Origin of the sequence: Clostridium sulfidigenes, assembly GCF_000732635.1 — a bacterium.
Lineage (GTDB): Bacteria > Bacillota > Clostridia > Clostridiales > Clostridiaceae > Clostridium_J > Clostridium_J sulfidigenes.
Genome location: NZ_JPMD01000010.1, coordinates 1 through 18562, shown reverse-complemented (window position 1 = coordinate 18562; position 18562 = coordinate 1). Strand labels below are relative to the sequence as shown.

General features: G+C 28.3%; 17 protein-coding genes, 2 tRNA genes, 1 rRNA gene and 2 pseudogenes. 3 read left to right on the top strand and 19 right to left on the bottom strand.

Annotation, left to right across the window (positions count from 1 at the left end):
• Positions 1-666 precede the first annotated feature (666 nt).
• The 3 genes from IO99_RS04510 to IO99_RS04500 form a co-directional block, all read right to left on the bottom strand.
• Positions 667-2157, bottom strand: a complete 1491-nt coding sequence (locus IO99_RS04510; RefSeq protein WP_035130805.1) for a methyl-accepting chemotaxis protein — start codon at positions 2155-2157, stop codon at positions 667-669.
• Positions 2158-2275: 118 nt separating this feature from the next.
• Positions 2276-3172, bottom strand: coding sequence for an HD domain-containing protein (locus IO99_RS04505; protein ID WP_035130803.1), 897 nt, complete (start codon positions 3170-3172; stop codon positions 2276-2278).
• Between the two features lie 79 nt (positions 3173-3251).
• A complete protein-coding gene (locus IO99_RS04500) occupies positions 3252-3815 on the bottom strand; it encodes a DUF1836 domain-containing protein (protein WP_414632299.1) in 564 nt (187 codons plus the stop codon).
• Between the two features lie 788 nt (positions 3816-4603).
• Between IO99_RS04500 and IO99_RS04495 the strand changes: the two genes are divergently transcribed.
• Positions 4604-4849, top strand: a complete 246-nt coding sequence (locus tag IO99_RS04495) for an AbrB/MazE/SpoVT family DNA-binding domain-containing protein (protein WP_035130802.1) — start codon at positions 4604-4606, stop codon at positions 4847-4849.
• A 126-nt stretch (positions 4850-4975) separates the two neighbouring features.
• On the opposite strand, the gene IO99_RS04490 is transcribed toward IO99_RS04495, so the two are convergent.
• From IO99_RS04490 to IO99_RS04480, 3 genes and pseudogenes are all read right to left on the bottom strand, one after another.
• On the bottom strand, positions 4976-6103 hold the full coding sequence (locus IO99_RS04490) for a C40 family peptidase (protein WP_051823916.1): 1128 nt from the start codon (positions 6101-6103) through the stop codon (positions 4976-4978).
• Between the two features lie 183 nt (positions 6104-6286).
• A complete protein-coding gene (gene rsmI / locus IO99_RS04485) occupies positions 6287-7129 on the bottom strand; it encodes a 16S rRNA (cytidine(1402)-2'-O)-methyltransferase (protein ID WP_035130800.1) in 843 nt (280 codons plus the stop codon).
• A 30-nt stretch (positions 7130-7159) separates the two neighbouring features.
• A pseudogene (locus IO99_RS04480) lies at positions 7160-7907 on the bottom strand (tRNA1(Val) (adenine(37)-N6)-methyltransferase).
• A 662-nt stretch (positions 7908-8569) separates the two neighbouring features.
• Between IO99_RS04480 and IO99_RS04475 the strand changes: the two are divergent.
• Complete coding sequence (locus IO99_RS04475; protein ID WP_035130799.1) at positions 8570-9229, top strand: type II toxin-antitoxin system VapC family toxin; 660 nt, start codon at positions 8570-8572, stop codon at positions 9227-9229.
• Positions 9230-9342: 113 nt separating this feature from the next.
• On the opposite strand, the gene IO99_RS04470 is transcribed toward IO99_RS04475, so the two are convergent.
• The 10 genes and pseudogenes from IO99_RS04470 to IO99_RS04430 all read right to left on the bottom strand — a co-directional run bounded on the left by IO99_RS04470 (position 9343) and on the right by IO99_RS04430 (position 16523).
• Complete coding sequence (locus tag IO99_RS04470) at positions 9343-10005, bottom strand: LysM peptidoglycan-binding domain-containing protein (protein WP_035130797.1); 663 nt, start codon at positions 10003-10005, stop codon at positions 9343-9345.
• Positions 10006-10144: 139 nt separating this feature from the next.
• Entirely contained in the window at positions 10145-10348 is a 204-nt protein-coding gene (locus IO99_RS04465) for a heavy-metal-associated domain-containing protein (RefSeq protein WP_035130795.1), read from the bottom strand.
• A gap of 10 nt (positions 10349-10358) precedes the next feature.
• Positions 10359-11267 carry a PSP1 domain-containing protein gene (locus IO99_RS04460; RefSeq protein ID WP_035130787.1) on the bottom strand — a complete coding sequence of 303 codons (909 nt, stop codon included), beginning with the start codon at positions 11265-11267 and terminating at the stop codon, positions 10359-10361.
• Positions 11268-11430: 163 nt separating this feature from the next.
• On the bottom strand, positions 11431-12570 hold the full coding sequence (locus IO99_RS04455) for an RNA-guided endonuclease InsQ/TnpB family protein (RefSeq protein ID WP_035130785.1): 1140 nt from the start codon (positions 12568-12570) through the stop codon (positions 11431-11433).
• Between the two features lie 63 nt (positions 12571-12633).
• Positions 12634-12786 (bottom strand): annotated as a pseudogene (locus tag IO99_RS18640) (MerR family transcriptional regulator); the annotation flags it as partial.
• Between the two features lie 88 nt (positions 12787-12874).
• Positions 12875-13804 carry a DNA polymerase III subunit delta' gene (locus IO99_RS04450; protein WP_242844090.1) on the bottom strand — a complete coding sequence of 310 codons (930 nt, stop codon included), beginning with the start codon at positions 13802-13804 and terminating at the stop codon, positions 12875-12877.
• Positions 13805-13880: 76 nt separating this feature from the next.
• Entirely contained in the window at positions 13881-14210 is a 330-nt protein-coding gene (locus IO99_RS04445) for a cyclic-di-AMP receptor (RefSeq protein ID WP_035130781.1), read from the bottom strand.
• Between the two features lie 20 nt (positions 14211-14230).
• A complete protein-coding gene (gene tmk / locus IO99_RS04440; RefSeq protein ID WP_156964285.1) occupies positions 14231-14857 on the bottom strand; it encodes a dTMP kinase in 627 nt (208 codons plus the stop codon).
• A gap of 41 nt (positions 14858-14898) precedes the next feature.
• A complete protein-coding gene (locus IO99_RS04435; RefSeq protein ID WP_035130777.1) occupies positions 14899-16335 on the bottom strand; it encodes an aminotransferase class I/II-fold pyridoxal phosphate-dependent enzyme in 1437 nt (478 codons plus the stop codon).
• Positions 16317-16523, bottom strand: coding sequence for a sigma factor G inhibitor Gin (locus IO99_RS04430; protein WP_035130775.1), 207 nt, complete (start codon positions 16521-16523; stop codon positions 16317-16319). The genes IO99_RS04435 and IO99_RS04430 overlap by 19 nt, the downstream gene beginning before the upstream one ends.
• 469 nt (positions 16524-16992) lie before the next feature.
• On the opposite strand from IO99_RS04430, the gene IO99_RS04425 reads away from it, so the two are divergent.
• Positions 16993-18153 carry a zinc-binding metallopeptidase family protein gene (locus IO99_RS04425; RefSeq protein ID WP_035130773.1) on the top strand — a complete coding sequence of 387 codons (1161 nt, stop codon included), beginning with the start codon at positions 16993-16995 and terminating at the stop codon, positions 18151-18153.
• 126 nt (positions 18154-18279) lie between these two features.
• On the opposite strand, the gene IO99_RS04420 is transcribed toward IO99_RS04425, so the two are convergent.
• The 3 genes from IO99_RS04420 to rrf form a co-directional block, all read right to left on the bottom strand.
• Positions 18280-18353, bottom strand: a tRNA-Cys gene (locus tag IO99_RS04420).
• Positions 18354-18357: 4 nt separating this feature from the next.
• Positions 18358-18433, bottom strand: a tRNA-Phe gene (locus IO99_RS04415).
• A gap of 7 nt (positions 18434-18440) precedes the next feature.
• A 5S ribosomal RNA gene (gene rrf / locus IO99_RS04410) occupies positions 18441-18558 on the bottom strand.
• Between the last annotated feature and the right edge of the window lie 4 nt (positions 18559-18562).

Genomic DNA, 18562 nt, shown 5'->3' with positions numbered 1-18562 from the left:
TTAAAAGGATTCTTTATTAAATTTTTACTATTTTCATTTTACTTTAAATAAACTGTAATGTCAATATAGTTTATCATAATACTAAATTTTTTAATTTGGCTTATTTATGTGATTAAATCACATATCTTTCTATATAAATATTGTATTATAAATTATATAAACAGTATAACTTTTACCCTAGTTTATCTTAAGAAGTAAATACCAAGCTTATCAAATATTTATCAGCATAAATGTAAAACCACATGGTATACTAAATAAAAGCAAATTAAAAGGAGGATATTAAAATGAAAATAACTTTTGATAACGAAACTAAAGATGCACTTTTAGAAAATTTAAGCAAACAAGGCAAATCTGTTGTTAGACTAGCTATTGCAGGTTTTGGTTGAGGTGGCCCTAACCTAAGCGTTGTTCTGGATGAACAAAAATCAAATGATACTGTAGAAACTGTTAATGGAATAACTTTTGCAGTTGATAAAGATGAAGAATATATTTTTGAAGATTGTATTGTTTCTTACAAAAAAACATTCTTTGGAAAAACTTTTAGAGTAATATCTAAAGCTATAGGTGAAAGTTCTTGTAGCTAAAATATAAAAAAATAATGCACTCTTTAAAATGAAGAGTGCATTATTTTTTTAATATGTTAATCCCAATGACTACAAACTCTATTTATTTGAAGTACTTACTTATTTCCTCTATTGAACTATTTAACACTGCTGCTATATTTTCTAATTCCTTAGAATTATTTAGATTTTCATGAGATATGGTTGAAGTTTCTTCCGAACTTGCCATGGTTTCTTGGGCTATACCTGATAGATTTGTAATGTTATCATGAATTTTTTCACTGCTATCTAAAATTGCAGATACCTTAGAAACCACACCTATCATTTCCTCTTTTACTGTAGATACATTTTTCTGAATAATTGAAAATGCTTTATTTGTATCTTTAACCAATTGTTGTTGTTCATCATTAGCATGAACTAATTCTTCTACCTCTAAAACTGATACATTAGTATCTTCTTCTAGAGACTTCAGTATATTTCCTATCTCTAGTGAGTTATTTTTACTCTCAGCTGCTAATTTCTTTATTTCATCTGCTACCACAGCAAATCCTTTTCCACTTTCACCAACCCTAGCTGCTTCAATTGCAGCATTTAATGCTAGAAGATTAGTTTGCTCTGAAATAGATGATATAACATTAGTTATTTCCGCAATATTAGATGATTTTTCAGCTAGTTCCTTCATAATGTCACTAACCTTTTTATTTTTGCTCATAATATATTCACTTTTCTTAGATAATTCATGAACAATTTTTATTCCATTGTCTATTACCTCATCAGCTTCCTCAGAGGATTGTTTAACAACAGTAGTTACCTCTTCAGTCTCTGTTATTTCATGCTTTATATTATTTACTAAATTAGTCTGACTCTCAATTTCTTTGCTAGTATTAGTTGCCCCTATTGCTATTTCATCTATAGATGAATTTACAATTTCTGTACTTTGACCTATTAAAGAAACAATTCCTCTAAGCTCATTAGATTTTTCTTTAACTACAGTATATACATTGGATAAATCTATTAACATCTTTTGTTGTATCTTACTATTTTCATTTAATTCTTCTACATTTTTATTTATATCTTTATTCATTTTAGAAATAAATTGTGTAACTATTACAAGCGTTGGCAAAAACATTATAGTAGTACCTAAAATCCCACTTAACTCAGTGCTATTTCCTAACTTTACCTGCATATATGCATATATTAGTATAGATATTAAATTTATTCCACCAACAGTAGTTATTAATTTTAAATCCAAGTATAAAACTAAACTTAGTATAAATGGAAATCCAGCTGCAAAAGCAGATGCACAGGATGATGTGAGTAATATATATGTATCTACTAATAAAAATCCTGTAGCCAAAACCCATCTCATTATGTTATTTGATGAGTTTTTCATATATAAGAATATGGCTATAACATAGGCTATACCTGCTACTAATATATTATATATTGCAAATCCAATCCTTCTATCTCCCCTATAAACTTGTAGAACTGAACCTGCTACTGTAACAAACATAATACTTAGGAATACAATTAACATTAATTTATTTACTTTAGTAATATAATTGTTATAGTTCTCTTTATGTTCATTTTTCCCCATAATAATTCCCCCCATATTTTTACTCGATTGAATTATCGTACCATTGTATATACATCTTAATATATATTTTGAAAATAAAACCATAAAACAAACTACCTAAGTAATTCGCTTTATGGTTTTATATAAATAATTTAGTTTCTATCTTTTTTTCATAATCCGACCACGTATCATGTATTGTTTTATCTTTTACCTTTGATACCTTATTCATAGTAGCATCAAGATAATCTGCATAATGCACTATAAAAGCCTCTTCTGTATTTGGCCCTTTAGGAGATCCATACTCCGGTTTTCCATGATGTTGAACAATACATCCTTTAATTCGATTTTTAAAGTCCTCACTATAAAATCCAGGGTTATTTTTAAATGCTTCTTCTATCATAGTTATACCTATAACTATATGACCTTCCATTTCACCTCTCATGGTTGGTTTAAATCTTCCAATTGACGAATATTCATATATCTTTCCAATATCATGAAGTTTTGCTGCTAATATAGCAATTTCCTTATATCTACAATTATACCTATATGCAAGTTTCTTTGCCCAATAGGTTACATTAAGAGTGTGTTCTGCAAGCCCACCTATATATGTATGGTGTTCTAACCCTCCAATTCCTTGAGAAAAATCATTTATAAATTTCTTATCACAAAAAAAATATTTATCTAAAGACATAACCTCTTCACATTTAAATTGTTGAGTTGTCATTTCTTCTAATTCATCTAATATAAATTTTACATCTCTTTTTACACAGTTCATAAAATCATTTAAATTATAACTAGATTTTGATAAATCTATCTTCACTATACTATTGTCTTTTATACTAACATTTACTACATCACCTATATTTAATACTTTGTTGTAATTATTTTCAACTTTAAGCCTTAATTCGCCTGTAATATCTCCTAGGGTATATATTATCTCATCTTTATATATTTTTTTATCTTTAATCATAAGTAACAATTCTACTAAATCCTTATTAGTACTATTAGCTACTTGAATCAAATAGATTGATTTCATAACCTCATCTCCTTATAAAGTCATCTATTATGTATCTTTTCATAAGAAGATATTTTTATTCTTTGATCCATATAATATTTTACTTATATTTATCTCCAAATTCTTCAACTAATGTAGTAACTAGTTTTTTTATATTACTTGCATGAGCTACTAAAATCATAACTAACAAGAATATTAATATTCTTTCTTTATCTTCATTATTAAACTCATACTTTTCCAAGTGTCTTCTAATTATTTCTTCTAAATCCTTCTCTTCTCCACTAAAAAATAATTCTATATTCTTTTGCTGTAAATCACTAAATAATTTAAAGGTATCTTCCCATGAAAGAATATCATCCTCCCTATTATTTATATCATTAAAAGCTAATCTAAATACACTTTTTATTTCATCTGTTGTCAAAATCGGCCTCATATATCCTAATAAAACCAATTGAGCTAAATGCAGTTTAGTATATCCTCTTTTTTTACCATCTTCTGGCTTAGAAATAACTTCGCTCTTTATATAATTTTGAAGTATGCTATTAGTAAATTTATCGTGCTTAAACTTATCGTTAAGATAATCTTTAACTTGTGATAAGAATAAATCATACTGTGGTAATTCATCATACTGTATTATACTTTTTTCAGTATTCTCACCTATCATCTCCGAAAATTTAGATACCACCTCTTGAAAAATAGTCCCATTATCTCTATCTCTATCATTCATTTTCATCCCTCACTTTAATAACCTTTTTAATATTTAACATATTCTCGCCTTAATACTAGTTAAATATATGATAATGTAAATTTTTGTACACTACTTCATATTAATTATAAAAGATAATGTCTATATTTACAAATATCTTATAAAATAAAAGTCGAATTATTTATTCATGGATTATGAAATTAATATAAATTGTTCATTCAAATATAAGCACATATCAATATTATTAACAATAATCACATTTTACTAACATATTATTATAAATAATATCAACATCAACTGTTGATTAATATATACATGTTAATTCCTATAATTCTACTAACTTTAGGTATCTTTATATATTATCCACATTATCCACATATAGGTTGTGCATAATATTTTTTATTTTCTGTCTAGACTACTGAATAATATGGCTTTACCTCCTTCAAATTTTGATATTTTTTGTAGAATCAATTCACAAACTAAATAAAATAGTTTTGAAAATAAGCATTTTTATGTTAAAATATTAAATTATAAGTTAAATTATTCATTTTTTCCTTATTATGTGATTAATACTACTATAATAGATTATATATTAATGGCATATAATGTAATAAATTTATTTTTTTTATCATTTTTTATTGACTTATGATTTTTCTTGTATTATAGTTATTATATGGTATTAAATATAATATCTGCTAACTAAATTTTATTTGATTACATAATCAAAAATATAGGAGGAATTTATTATGAAATCAACTGGTGTTGTAAGAAAAGTAGACGAGCTAGGGAGAATAGTTATCCCAGTAGAATTGAGAAGGACTTTAGATATTGACGTTAAGGATGCTCTTGAAATTTACGTAGATGGTGAGCAAGTTATATTAAAGAAATATGAACCTGCATGTATCTTCTGTGGAGATGCTCGTGATGTGGTTAACTATAAATCTAAAAACATCTGTCAAAAATGTCTAAATGAATTAAAGAATCAACAATAAATAATAAAAACGTTACTTAGAAATAAGTAACGTTTTTATTATTTATATCGTATATACTATATAAATCTATCTATTAACCCTAAAATAAAAGACCAGCAATTAAATTACTGATCTTATCTTAAGAAATTAATATCTTCTTGCCCCTATATAATCGTATCTACTCATAGGCGATATTTTTACAACCTCATTATCTTGAGGAGCATGAAGGTAAGAATTATTACCTACATATATACCAACATGGTATGCATATCCGCCTGAACCAAAGAATACCAAATCCCCAGGTTGAGGATTAGAAACTGGTGTTCCTGCGTTCATTTGATCCTGAGCTACTCTAGGAAGATTTATTCCATTGGCAGCATATACATATCTAGTTAAGCCTGAACAATCAAAAGTATTAGGCCCGTTTCCACCCCATTGGTATGGAACTCCTAAAAATTTATATGCATAACCAACTATAGAGCTTCCTGAGGCATTTGGAGGTGCTATCACATTTGAATCACCACTGCCTCCTCTACTTGGTCTATTAGAGCTACTAGTATTACCATTACTAACATACTCCCTTATTTGTCTCTCTGTCTCTCTTATTTGAGCTTCACTCTCTTTCACAGCTGCATCAAATAAGTCTCTATTAGCCTCCGCTTTAGCTAAAGCCTTTTTATGTTCTGCTCTTTTTTCTTCCAATTGAGCTAATTTTTTATTATTTTCTTCTTGTAATGCATCTAGCTTTACTTTTTCATCTTGAACTACTTTTTTCTGTTTTTCAATAGTTTCTATTTTTTCATTTAAACTACTAACAATTTCTTTATCAGAGTTTATCATTATATTTATGTTATTTAATCTAGACATAAAATCTGATATACTATTTGAGTTTAAAAGCGCCTCAACATAACTACCCATACCATTAATGTACATCGCTTTCATTCTCTCACTAAATTTTTCATTTTGCTCTTTTATATCACTTTCAGTAGCTTGTACCTTCTTGTTGCTCTCTTCAATTTTGCCTTCTGCTTCAAGAATTTCAGCATTCAACTCTTCTATATCTATAGATATATCTTCCATCTGAGAATTTACTGACTGTATTGAAGCTTCTATCTCATCGACTTGCTCTTGAGCACTTTTATAGTTGTTTTTGTTTTCTTCCAACTTTTGCTCATATGTTGATCTATCACTGTTTGGGTCTGCAAATGCACTAGTTCCAACACAAGAAATAGACAATGCTAAAGCAAGTACTAATGATATATTCTTCTTATTCAAAAAAATTCCCTCCCCCTCATTTATAAATCTCATTTACCATTATAACACTATAATGATTGTTATCTCAAGTAATTTAGGAAAAAAATGAGATAACCATCTATTTTTTAATAGATATACAGTAAATATATTCAATATAAATTATCATATTCCTTCTAATTTGAAAAATTTTCAAAATGATTTTGCTTATATATCAATTCCAAACTTATATACCTCTGATTTGTGTAGGTTTCTTTCCTTTGCAACTTTCTTTATTGCTTCTTTTTTATTTAATCCTTGATTTATATACTCTTTTATATGCTCCTCAATACTCATATCTACCCACTTAGACTTCATTTCTTCAATAATCTCAGTCTTGCTTTTTCCTTCTAACACTAGTACATATTCACCCTTAGGCTTATTTTCTTTATAATGCTCTATAGACTCTTCTAATGTTCCTCTTAATATAGTTTCATGAAGCTTTGTAAGCTCCTTGCATATTGCAATATTTCTATTACCTAAGTTATCTTTTAAGAAATTTAAAGTGGATTCTAATCTATGTGGTGCCTCATAGAATATTAAAGTTTCTTGCCTATCTGCTAACCCCTCTATAACCTCTTTTCTATCCTTATTCTCTCTAGATAAAAATCCTACAAATAAAAATTTATCTGTATTTAATCCAGAATAAACTAGAGCAGTAGTAATTGCTGTTGCTCCAGGGTACACTTCAAATTCTATATTTTCTTCAATACATCTCTTCACTATAATAGCACCTGGATCTGAAATTCCTGGAGTGCCTGCATCGCTTATTATAGCTATATTTTTGCCTTCTATTAATCTATTTATTATATCCTCACTTTTCCCATTCTCATTATGTTTATGATAACTTATCAATGTTTTTCTTATGTTAAAATGATTTAAAAGCTTTAAACTCTGTCTTGTATCTTCACATGCAATTATATCTACACTTTTTAAAGTTTCAAGGGCCCTAAGAGTTATATCTTTTAGATTTCCTATTGGAGTAGGAATTAAATATAATTTACCACTCACTTTTACTCACCTCTTCTATTCTTTATCTTATTAATCTAACCATTGTGAATTATACATTGCTTTAATTTCCTCTGAATAAGAATCATCCTCCATATGTACATATAATGGATCTTCTATTTTTAAGAATGCTCCCCCATCCCTTTGTCCTTCTACTAATAATATATTAGGTGCCTTTCCTGGTTTAGGATGAATAAATCTTATTCTCTTTGGTTCTATTTTATACTTTCTCATAAGAGTAAATATATCTACTATTCTATCTGGTCTATGTACCATAAAAAATTTACCATTATCCTTTAATAACGTCCTAGCTGCGATTATAACATCTTCTAATGTGCAGCATACCTCATGTCTAGCAATGGCATTCTTATCACTCTCATTGAGTATTCCAGAGCTATACAACTTATACGGTGGATTTACAGTAACTATATCTACTCTACCTAATGATTTTAAAAGTTCCTTATCCTTTAAATCCCCTTCTATGAACTTAATCTCATCACTAAAATTATTATACATAGCAGTTCTATTTGCCATTTCAGCAAACTCTCCTTGTATCTCTACACCCTTTATTACTCCACATTGGCTCTTCCCTTTAATTATAAATGGAATTATTCCTGTTCCACTACACAAGTCAATAACAGTTGCATTTTTTTTTACCTTAGCAAAATTGGCTAAAAGTACTGCATCAACTCCAAATCTAAATCCCTCTTTTTTTTTGTATGATATGAATACCCTTTAATTGTAAGTCATCTAACGTTTCATCTATGTTTATTAAACTCATAATATAAAATTCCTTTCTAATACCCAAATTACACATATCCTATTATATAATAAGTTGCTATGTTTTTCATCTTATCCATAATATCTATAATATAACTACTAATTATCCAAAAATTTATTCTTAAAATTATAAAATCCCCTTGAGTAGTTATAAATATTTAACCATCAAGGGGAAACCTTTTTATTTTTACATACTATAATATAGGGGGATGCAATATGTTTTTTCTAGTATTTTATAAATAATATATACTAAATAAAACATATTGCATTTAGGGTTTATATTTATGATTTAATTTGTCATTTATCCGATGACTACCAGCTCTAATACGCCCATATTTTCTTCAATGTGGGAGTAAAGAGCTGCTACGTCCCTGGATAACGATTTCTAGAGCTTCAAAGAAGCTAAGAACTCTGTTTATCCGATGACTACCAGCTCTAATACGCCCATATTTTCTTCAATGTGGGAGTAAAGAGCTGCTACGTCCCTGGATAACGATTTCTAGAGCTTCAAAGAAGCTAAGAACTCTGTTTATATTATTACCAGTATCAATAGGAATATACAGTTATATTTAATTTATTACTTAAGTAGCAGTAATAACTAATGGTTTAATTTAATATAATACAATAATCATTCAGTATAATCAATTAAGAAAGGTTTGCATTATGGAAATATTATTTTACCCCTTTTCATCAATAGATTTTCAATCAAGTACTTCTATATTGTTAGATGCATCATTTTTGTTAAGTTTAGTTTATGATGATGATATAAAACATACTGAATGTATAGAAGTATTCAGAATATTACTCAATAACCAGTGCAAACTTTTAGTTACAAATATAATTTCTGCTGAAGTTTTAAATCAAATTATGTATAAAATATTTATGATAGATATACGTCACAAAATTGATAAAGAAAGTGCCTTTAATTCTCAAACAAATATAAAACAAATTATATCATCCTTTAGTAAATATGACAGAAAAATTATAAAGGATAAAAGAATAGATAAACTAAGAGAAATTCCCTATAAAAAGTATTTTGATAACCTATCTAAAAACAGTTCTAAAAGAGATCTGCTAAGTATTTATTATAAGACTGCTGTAACCATGCACAATCAACTTGAAAACACCGTTAAATACGAATATGTTGAAATAAATAAGCTCTGTATGAGTAAGACTAAAGAAATAATGATTAAAAACCTATTGTCTATAAATGATGCTACTCATATAGCTACTTGTATATGTCATAATATACATTATTTATTGACTCTAGATAGTGACTTTGTTTATGCCAATTGTGATTCTGTTAAAATATTAAAAATATAGCCATGTAGTATTTCTACATGGCTATATTTCAGCCTATAAAATCTTAAAACTGTTTTATAGGCTATGGTATTACTTCAGATATCTCCTTAATCTAAAGTTAATTTATTCGTATATTATTTATTAGGTATACATAGAGTGTCTTCAACTTTTATTGTATCCTCATTTAGGCTATTATGTGCTTTAATTAATTCAATTCCATCCATTATATCCATATTGGATAAATACTCCTTAGATATGCTAAATAATGTATCGCCTGATTTAACAACATACTTAATGTGATCAGTATGCTCTGCTGTATTAGCTGAAGCTACCTCTTCTGATTTTTGGTCTGATTTTTTTTCTCCTGTTACCAATGAAGTTTCATAAGATATAATGAGTTTTTGTCCTGATGAAATAATATCATCTTTATTCATATTATTCCTTGTTAATATTTCTGCTACTACTTCATTTGGGTCAGAGCTTGGCATGTAAGTTCTAGCTATACTATAAAGAGTATCATTAGCTTTTACTGTATAGTATCCTTCTTTTACTTCTTCCATACCTGTATCTTTTTTATCTTCTTGTCCTAGTGTAGTTTTATCATTGACCTTTGTGCTATCAGTATTCTCTTTATTTTCATTTATAGCTTCATTAGTCTTTGAGTCAGTGGTTGTAGCTGGTTTGTTACTAGTTTCTTTATTTTGATCTTTATTCCCTATATAGCTTACAGAAAAAAATATTCCACCCAAAACAATTGCACAGCTTATAGCTATTATTATTTGTTTTTTAAATTTCATAATTAACACCTCTCTATATTTTAATACTACTATTTAAATAATTAACAAATTTATATAAAATATACATGTTTAATTAATTTTGTTTATTTTTATGTAAAAAAAATCCTTGTAGCTTTATATCTACAAGGATTCTGAATAATTATATAACTGTGTAACCACTATTCTCTATGGATTCAATTATATCCTCTATGTTTATAAAATAATTGTCATAAACAATTTCTACTTCTTTTTTAGCTTTGTGTATTCCACAGGCTATAACCCCTTCATTGGCGGATATGGCATTCTTAACTCTTGTAACATCTTTACTTGTAACCATATCACAAACTTTAAGTGTGGTCTTCATATCCTTCCTCCTAATTTTCTTTAAATAGCTCTTTAATTAGTGTAGGGTCTTCAGCTTGATTTTCTAATTCCTTTAAATCAATTTCATTAATTATATCTTCATAGCTACCAGATATTAATGTTAAATCATTTATACTAACTACTTTAATATCATCTTCACCATCTTTTAGGTTTACTTTTACTTTTACCGCCTCTTTAACTACACTATTAGAAACTACTTCTCCTTTTCCATAGCATGTATCTACTATAGAACCTACCTTAGGTAATCTTTTTCTTATCCCTTCATATGTTTCTTGTTCATAATTTAAACAACACATAAGTCTTCCACATATTCCTGATATTTTAGTAGGATTTAAAGATAGGTTTTGTTCCTTTGCCATTTTTATTGATACTGGGGCAAATTCACCTAAAAATGTAGAGCAACATAAACTTCTTCCACAAGGTCCAAGACCTCCAGTCATCTTAGCCTCATCCCTAACACCAATTTGTCTTAATTCTATTCTAGTTCTAAAAATTGATGCCAGATCCTTAACTAATTCCCTGAAATCTACTCTACCATCTGCTGTAAAATAGAATATTACTTTATTATTGTCAAAAGTATATTCTACATCTATAAGCTTCATAGTTAAATCATGAGCCTTTATTTTCTCAAGACATATCTTAAAAGCTTCTTCTTCCTTTTCTTTATTAGTTTTATTTGCGTTTATATCTTCCTCTAAAGCTTTCCTTATTACATCCTTTAAAGGAGCTACAATTTCACCTTCTCTGAGTTCCTTCATACCAACTACACACTCACCAAACTCAATTCCTCTTGCGGTTTCAACAACTACAAAGTCACCCTTTTTTATATCTAAATCACCAGGATTAAAATAATATATCTTACCTGCCTTTTTAAATCTTACTCCTATTACTGTTATCATATTTAAACCGTTGCCAAAACATTATAGAAATCTATAAAGCTTGTTTAATTCCCTGTTCAATGTGTCCGATTTTGCTATAAAGCTACTTTCGTTTGCTATAACACTCCCAGGGCTTAAATTCCCATACAACGCATGGTACATATTAGTAGTATCTTTTAAGTGATTAGCCTACTAATTCATATCTTGATAGATTGATACTTGCGTTATAATCCCTATCTATAACTAAGCCACATTCTTCACAGATATATGTCCTTTCAGATAATGAAAGCTTTGGTTTTACATGACCACACTTACTACAAGTCTTTGATGATGGATACCATTTATCAGCTTCAATAAACTCAATTCCATTGAACTCACATTTGTATTGCATTTGTTTTTTAAACTCATATAAACATTGTTTTGAAATTGCTTTTGATAAATGCTTATTCTTCATCATGCCTTTAATATTAAGTGTTTCCATAACAACTCTTGATGGCTTGGTTTTCACTATCTTATTCGTTGCTTGGTGATTATAATTACTTCTTATATTGGCTAATTTTCTATGAAGTAATCTAATCTGCTTTTCGATTTTTATAATATTACTTGTTTTAACAAACTTACTCCCTTCTTTATTTTTTAGGTATTTACGAGATACTCTACGTTGTAATCTACGTAGCCTTTTTTCAAGTTGCTTTACAACTCTTGTTTTATTAATATTTTTAAAAGTCATTCCATTGGAGCATATAGCTAAATCTTTTATGCCCAAATCAATTCCTATGCTTTCAGTAGTTAATGCTACTATTGGGTTTTCTTTTTCTATACCAACTGCTATAAACCAATACTTTCCGTCAAAACTTATTCTTGGATTAGTATATTTACAATTTATAGGTATTGAGTTTTTCTTTATAGTAACCCAACCTACTTTTTCAATTAATACTGAACTTTCTTTAACTTTTAGCTTTGATGTATCGTTATAGAAAGACGGTTTAGATTTTCTTCGACTCTTGAATCGTGGTTTATCAGCTAACCCTTTGAAAAACTTTTTATAAGCTTCACAACCATCTTTAACAGCTTGTTTAGCCACATTGTTAGATACTTCATTAAGCCAATTAAGTTCTGTTTTCTTTAAGATAGTTAATTCTTTTCTTAAATCATTATCAGATATGAATTTACCACCATTTTTACGCGTGCCCTTTAGGGTATAGTTTTCTTCTTGTCTTGCTAAAGTCCAATTATAAATAAATCTTGCAGTACCAACTGATTGCCATAATTTCTGTTCATGCTCTTTAGTTGGATACAATCTAACTTTCTTCCCCAGTATCACTCTCTAACAACTCCTTAATCATTTTTTTAGCTTTATTGGATCTCTTGCCTTGAAGTCTACAACTAAAAACTGATTAAGTTGCTCTTGTGAATAGTATCTATACACTGTTGGAGCAACATGATGTGGTTTTAATATGTCTTTTTTATCTCACCCTCTTAATGTTTGAGAGTTTTTACTTATTAGTTTTGAAAACTCCCCAATAGAATAGTATTTCATATAATCACCTCTTGAATTTATTACAACATAATCATTATATAAAATCAAAAATATTATATAAACTTCTATAGAGTTTTATTGACTGTTGCTATACCTCCTGCATTCTCAAAACCATCGTTATAAATGCCAATGACGAGTTTACATTATTTTTTAAAGTTTTTCTTGTATCATCTACAACTTTAATCATACCATTTAATTTACTTAATGAAAATATATTAACTAAATCTTTAATATCGGATAATTTATCAATATTTATTATAAGCTCTTCATCTCCAACTTCTTTATAAATAATTATATCTCTTATTATGGTTATAATTACATCTAAAATATCCTCTTCCATGTTTTTATAATCATTAAAAAACTTTTCATATAATAAAGAAGTTTCATAATCTTTATCCTTAATTTTATATATAAGTTCAAAAATTGTATTTCTTATTAAACTAAAATCCTCATTTTCTATTAAACTCTCTGCTTTTCCTGGTATTCCTTTTGCAAAAGAAATAGCCACTAACATCTTATTTTCTTCAATTCCTGTGTATCTATTCTTAAGAAATAAAATCATCTCTTCCTTTGATAGTGGTTTTAGTTTATGTATGCCACACCTGGATTTAATTGTATCCAACATGCTTTCTAATTCTTCACACAATATAAATATATAAACATTAGCCGGTGGTTCTTCTATAGTCTTTAAAAATGCATTTTGTGCTTGAAATGTAATCTTATCACCGTTGTCTATGATAATAACCTTTCTATCTCTCTCAAAAGGTTTCTTATTACATTCTTCTATAATACTCCTAATAGTATTCACCCCTATGGATGCTTTTCCCTTATCTAAAGACCAATTAATTATATCTACATGTTCCCTTACTTCATCTATTCCTAAGAGCCTTGATGCTATAAATTTAGCTAAGACACTTTTCCCTATACCTTTTTCTCCAACTAGTATATGAGCATGAGTAAATTTATTATTATTAATTGCTTCAATTAAGCTATTTTTTATATTTTCATGACCTATCATACTCATTTGCTCCTTCCTATATAATAAATAATGTACAATAAGTTTAACCTATTGTACATTATTTTACTTAAATATATTATACTCTTAAAAACTTATCTACATCAACAACAAATATAGTAGCACCACCTATATTTACCTCTACAGGATACGGAACATATACTCCTGTAGATCCAGCAACCGGAGAAGGTGATGATATAAGTTGTTTTCTAACTTTGCAGATTTCTTCTATATATCCTAAAACAGTATCAACTTTCTCTACCTCTACACCTATCATTAATGTGGTATTTCCAGCTTTTAAAAATCCACCTGTAGTTGCAAGCTTTGTAACCCTTAACCCATTCTCTGTTAAGATATCGATTAAATCCATAGCATCGTCATCTTGAACTATCGCAATTATTAATTTCATATAATACCCCTCCTAAATATTTATTTATGCTCTATATAGGATTCAACTCTATTTACTATGTTCCTATGAATATTTTCTATAGAGTCATCTCCATTTATTAATTCTATTTTATCATAAATACTACTAATTTTTGAATATCCTTCAAAAACTTTTTTATGAAAATCCATACCAACATTCTCAAGTCTATCTAATTCCCGTTGATTTTTCTTTCTTCCAATTCCTTTATCATATGGAATACTTATCATAAATACTAAATCCGCTTCAAGTCCACCTAAAGCACAATCATTTATAGATTTGACAGTGTCTATTCCCAAATCTCTAGCAATTCCTTGATAAACTATAGATGAATATACAAATCTATCACATAAGACTACCTTCCCTTCAGCAATTGCAGGCTTTATTACCTCCTTTATAAGCTGAGCTCTCGCTGCAGCATATAGTAAAGCCTCACACATGTTATCCATTTCTTGGTTATCATTATCTAAAATTACCGCCCTAATTTTTTCGCTAATTTTAGTTCCTCCAGGTTCTCTCGTTCTTATAACTTCAATACCCTTATCTACAAAATATTTTTCTAATAATTCTATTTGTGTAGATTTTCCACTACCATCTGGACCTTCTAATGCTATTAATAACCCTTTATTCAAAAAACTTACCTCCAAACTTATCTTTTCCTATAGTTTCTTTGCTATTTTATTATAATTAAGTTATTTTCCTTCACTCCTAATAATGTAACATTATTATCTATATAATATCCTATTATATCAATAATATCTTTCGTAATAATCTCTCCTGGCATTATTAGTGGTACCCCAGGTGGATATGGGACAATAGCTTGTCCGCACACTTTATTTACGGAATCTTTAATACTACACTCAACTTTTTTCATATTTAGAGTTTCCCATGGTAATTTATCTATTAGTGGAATTTCATACTGCATAGGCTTTACATATTCATCTACTAAAGTATCCTTATTGCACTCTTTTAGTATTCTATAAAGTTTATCAAAATCATCTCTGGTGTTTGAAGTAGCAAAAATTAATACTACATTTCTTGAGTCACTCATTTCACATTGAATCTTATTAACTTTTAAATAATCTAGTAATAGATGTCCACTAAATCCTTTAGGTACATTTATAACATATCTAGTTTTATCTATATATACCTTATTTCTAGTTGATGAACTTTTCTTAATTATATCATGCTCATCTATTATATGATAAAAACCAATGAGATTTATTTTTCTTCTATATTCTTCACATAAATTAATTAATATACCGTAATCCTTACTTCCATACTTCTGTAAATAATATCTACTATAATCCATGCTGGCAAGAAATAAATATGAAGGACTCGTTGTCAAAAACATGCTAGTATAGAAGTTAACCTCATCTAAAAGCTCATCACAATTAACGTGTAAAAATGATGTTTGTGTTAAGCTTGGTAATGTTTTATGAGCACTTTGAACAACCATATCGCAACCTAGCTTAAGCGGATTATCAGGCAATTCATCTATAACTCCAAAATGTGCTCCATGAGCACAATCTATTAATACCTTCATATTATATTTCTTAGCTTCTTTTACTATTTCTTCTAACTCTGTACATATGCCATAATAATTAGGGTATGTTAATAATATTCCCCTAGCATCTTGATTTTCCTTTATTAATTTAAATAGATGCTTCTTACTAATAGAAAAAGAAGCATCATATTTTTCACTTACCTCATTCATAACATATATAGGCTTTAACTTACGTAATATTATACTATTGAATACTGATCTATGACAGTTTCTTTCTACGATTATTTTATCCCCTTCTTTAAATGTAGCAAATATCATAATCATATTTCCTGATGTACTTCCATTAACTAAAAAGTAAGATTTTTTACACCCATAGTAATTAGCAAGTTGTTCTTGTCCTTCTTTTATTATACTTGTAGGATTATGAAGATTATCCAAACCCTCTACCTCAGTAATATCAAATTTAATGAAATTATCTAATAAAATCTTTCCTTCTTTTGTATCTTCATATGCCTTTCCCATTTTATGTCCAGGCATAGCAAAATAGCTATTTTCTTCTTCTTTATATTTCAATAGTGCATCTACTATCGGTAATCTTGGCACTTATCACTCACTCCTCTTGGTATAAGTTGAACTATATTCTTTTTAATACAATTCTTATAAAATTCATAAAAATCTGTACTAGTTTCTATTGTTAATAATCTTCTTTCACAGTTCTCACAAATTCTTCGTCCATATATAAGTATACCATTATCTAGAGGCTTTCTGCATATAATACATTCCTTATTCATATTTTTCCCCCTCAAAATTTATCCAATAGAACTTGTTAGTCTATTATTATATTGTCTTTGAATAAGTCAACTTAGTTAAAATAGAGTAATCCTTCTAAGTTTTATCCATGTTAAGACTGTCTTAATTATCGCCCCTTATAATATATTTTATTCATGAAATCCTTTTTTTTATTTTGTCCAAAAAAAAAAATTTCATCTTATAATTCATACTTTTTCTACCTTAAATAACATCAAGTATAATGTTAATAAATTAATAAACCCATATATCTATTAATCTACATAAATTGTCTAATTTTCTTGTATTCATAAATACATTTAATAAAAAACTTATTACAAATATAGATACTATTAAAATACTATTTATCTATAAATTTGTTACTGGATAATATAGATATATGTGCACATACTAATTACATAAGGTCAGATATTGATAATATTAGTATCTATAAAATTGTAGGGAGGGTTACAATTGAAACAAAATGTTCTAAGTTTTTTATCTACTATAAAATCTGAAATCCTAGATATTAATAAATTTTTATATGAAAATAGTGAAAACTGTTTTAATGAATATAAATCATCAGATTACATTATAAAACTTTTACAAAAATATAATTTTAATATTGAAAAAAATTTCATAGATATTCCAACTGCATTTCGTGCCAGAATTGGACACAGTCATCCTGAGATATGTTTTATATGTAAATATAGTAGTGGAAGTGATGATGGTCATGTTTTTGGTAATAATGCCAATGCTACTATGTCTTTAGGTGCAGCCATAGGTTTATCTTCTGTCATTGACAAAATAGGAGGTTCTATTCTAGTAATCGGATGTCCAGGGAAATACTCCAATGGTTCAGAAATTATAATGACAAAAGAAAATGTATTTGAAAATTGTAGTGTAATTTTTGCTCCTCATGTGGATAATATAACATCTATTAATAATACTTCACAAGCATGCACAACCTTACAGCTTGATTATAATAATTTACTTGTTTCTAATGATAATGCTAACCAAAGTTCATTAGATGTTTGTCTACATACAGTACACTTTATAAACGAGTTAGTTAAAAACATCTCAAAAGAATGTTATATGGATCATTTAAATCTTACCTGTGATAATGCATTAGTTGAATATCCTTCATCTGCTAAGGTTAAATTTGAAATTAAATCAAAAGATCATAAGTTATGTCATAAAATCGAAGAAAATATAAGAAGCTATATTAAATGCATAGAAGATATCATAAATATAGATTGCTCTATTAAGCTAATTGAGCTTCCTTGCAAAGAACTTTTAGATAATAAAATAGTAAATAAATTATTTGAAAATAACTTAAAAGAAACTGGATTAATTGAAATGAACTACGGAAAAAAAATGCTATATCCCTTAGGAATTGGTACTGTAAGTCATACTACGCCTACTATATATCCGTCTATATCAATAGTAAATGATCCATCAATTCACTGTCCATCAAAACAGTTTATGGACTTAACATTAACAGAATATGCTCAATGTAATATATGGAAAGCTATTGAAGCCTTAATTTTAACTTCTATAGATTTAATTGAACGCAAAGATTTAATCTATGAAAGCACTACCTCTCTCTCTAAAAACATTTCTAAAACTTTATAATGGAATAAAAGTGAATTCTTATGTAACATACTATATAAAAATTTATATACTAAATCTAATAATGATATACTATGATTTAATAAGTAAAATAAAAAGACTTGTAAACATATTGTTTACAAGTCTTTTTGGAGGCGCCACCCAGATTTGAACTGGGGATAAAGGCTTTGCAGGCCTCTGCCTTACCACTTGGCTATAGCGCCAAACTGGTGGCTCGAGCAGGAATCGAACCAGCGACACGAGGATTTTCAGTCCTCTGCTCTACCGACTGAGCTATCGAGCCACACCTGACCTGGCAACAACCTACCCTCCCACACAGCTTCCCGTGCAGTACTATCGGCCTCTTGATGCTTAACCTTCGTGTTCGGTATGGGAACGGGTGTATCCATCAAAAGCATAATTACCAGATWAG

Coding starts and splice junctions, on each gene's coding strand:
- IO99_RS04510 (WP_035130805.1), bottom strand. CDS start 2,157: ATGGGGAAAAATGAACATAAAGAGAACTATAACAATTATATTACTAAA.
- IO99_RS04505 (WP_035130803.1), bottom strand. CDS start 3,172: ATGAAATCAATCTATTTGATTCAAGTAGCTAATAGTACTAATAAGGAT.
- IO99_RS04500 (WP_414632299.1), bottom strand. CDS start 3,815: ATGATAGGTGAGAATACTGAAAAAAGTATAATACAGTATGATGAATTA.
- IO99_RS04495 (WP_035130802.1), top strand. CDS start 4,604: ATGAAATCAACTGGTGTTGTAAGAAAAGTAGACGAGCTAGGGAGAATA.
- IO99_RS04475 (WP_035130799.1), top strand. CDS start 8,570: ATGGAAATATTATTTTACCCCTTTTCATCAATAGATTTTCAATCAAGT.
- IO99_RS04470 (WP_035130797.1), bottom strand. CDS start 10,005: ATGAAATTTAAAAAACAAATAATAATAGCTATAAGCTGTGCAATTGTT.
- IO99_RS04465 (WP_035130795.1), bottom strand. CDS start 10,348: ATGAAGACCACACTTAAAGTTTGTGATATGGTTACAAGTAAAGATGTT.
- IO99_RS04460 (WP_035130787.1), bottom strand. CDS start 11,267: ATGATAACAGTAATAGGAGTAAGATTTAAAAAGGCAGGTAAGATATAT.
- IO99_RS04450 (WP_242844090.1), bottom strand. CDS start 13,804: ATGATAGGTCATGAAAATATAAAAAATAGCTTAATTGAAGCAATTAAT.
- IO99_RS04445 (WP_035130781.1), bottom strand. CDS start 14,210: ATGAAATTAATAATTGCGATAGTTCAAGATGACGATGCTATGGATTTA.
- IO99_RS04430 (WP_035130775.1), bottom strand. CDS start 16,523: ATGAATAAGGAATGTATTATATGCAGAAAGCCTCTAGATAATGGTATA.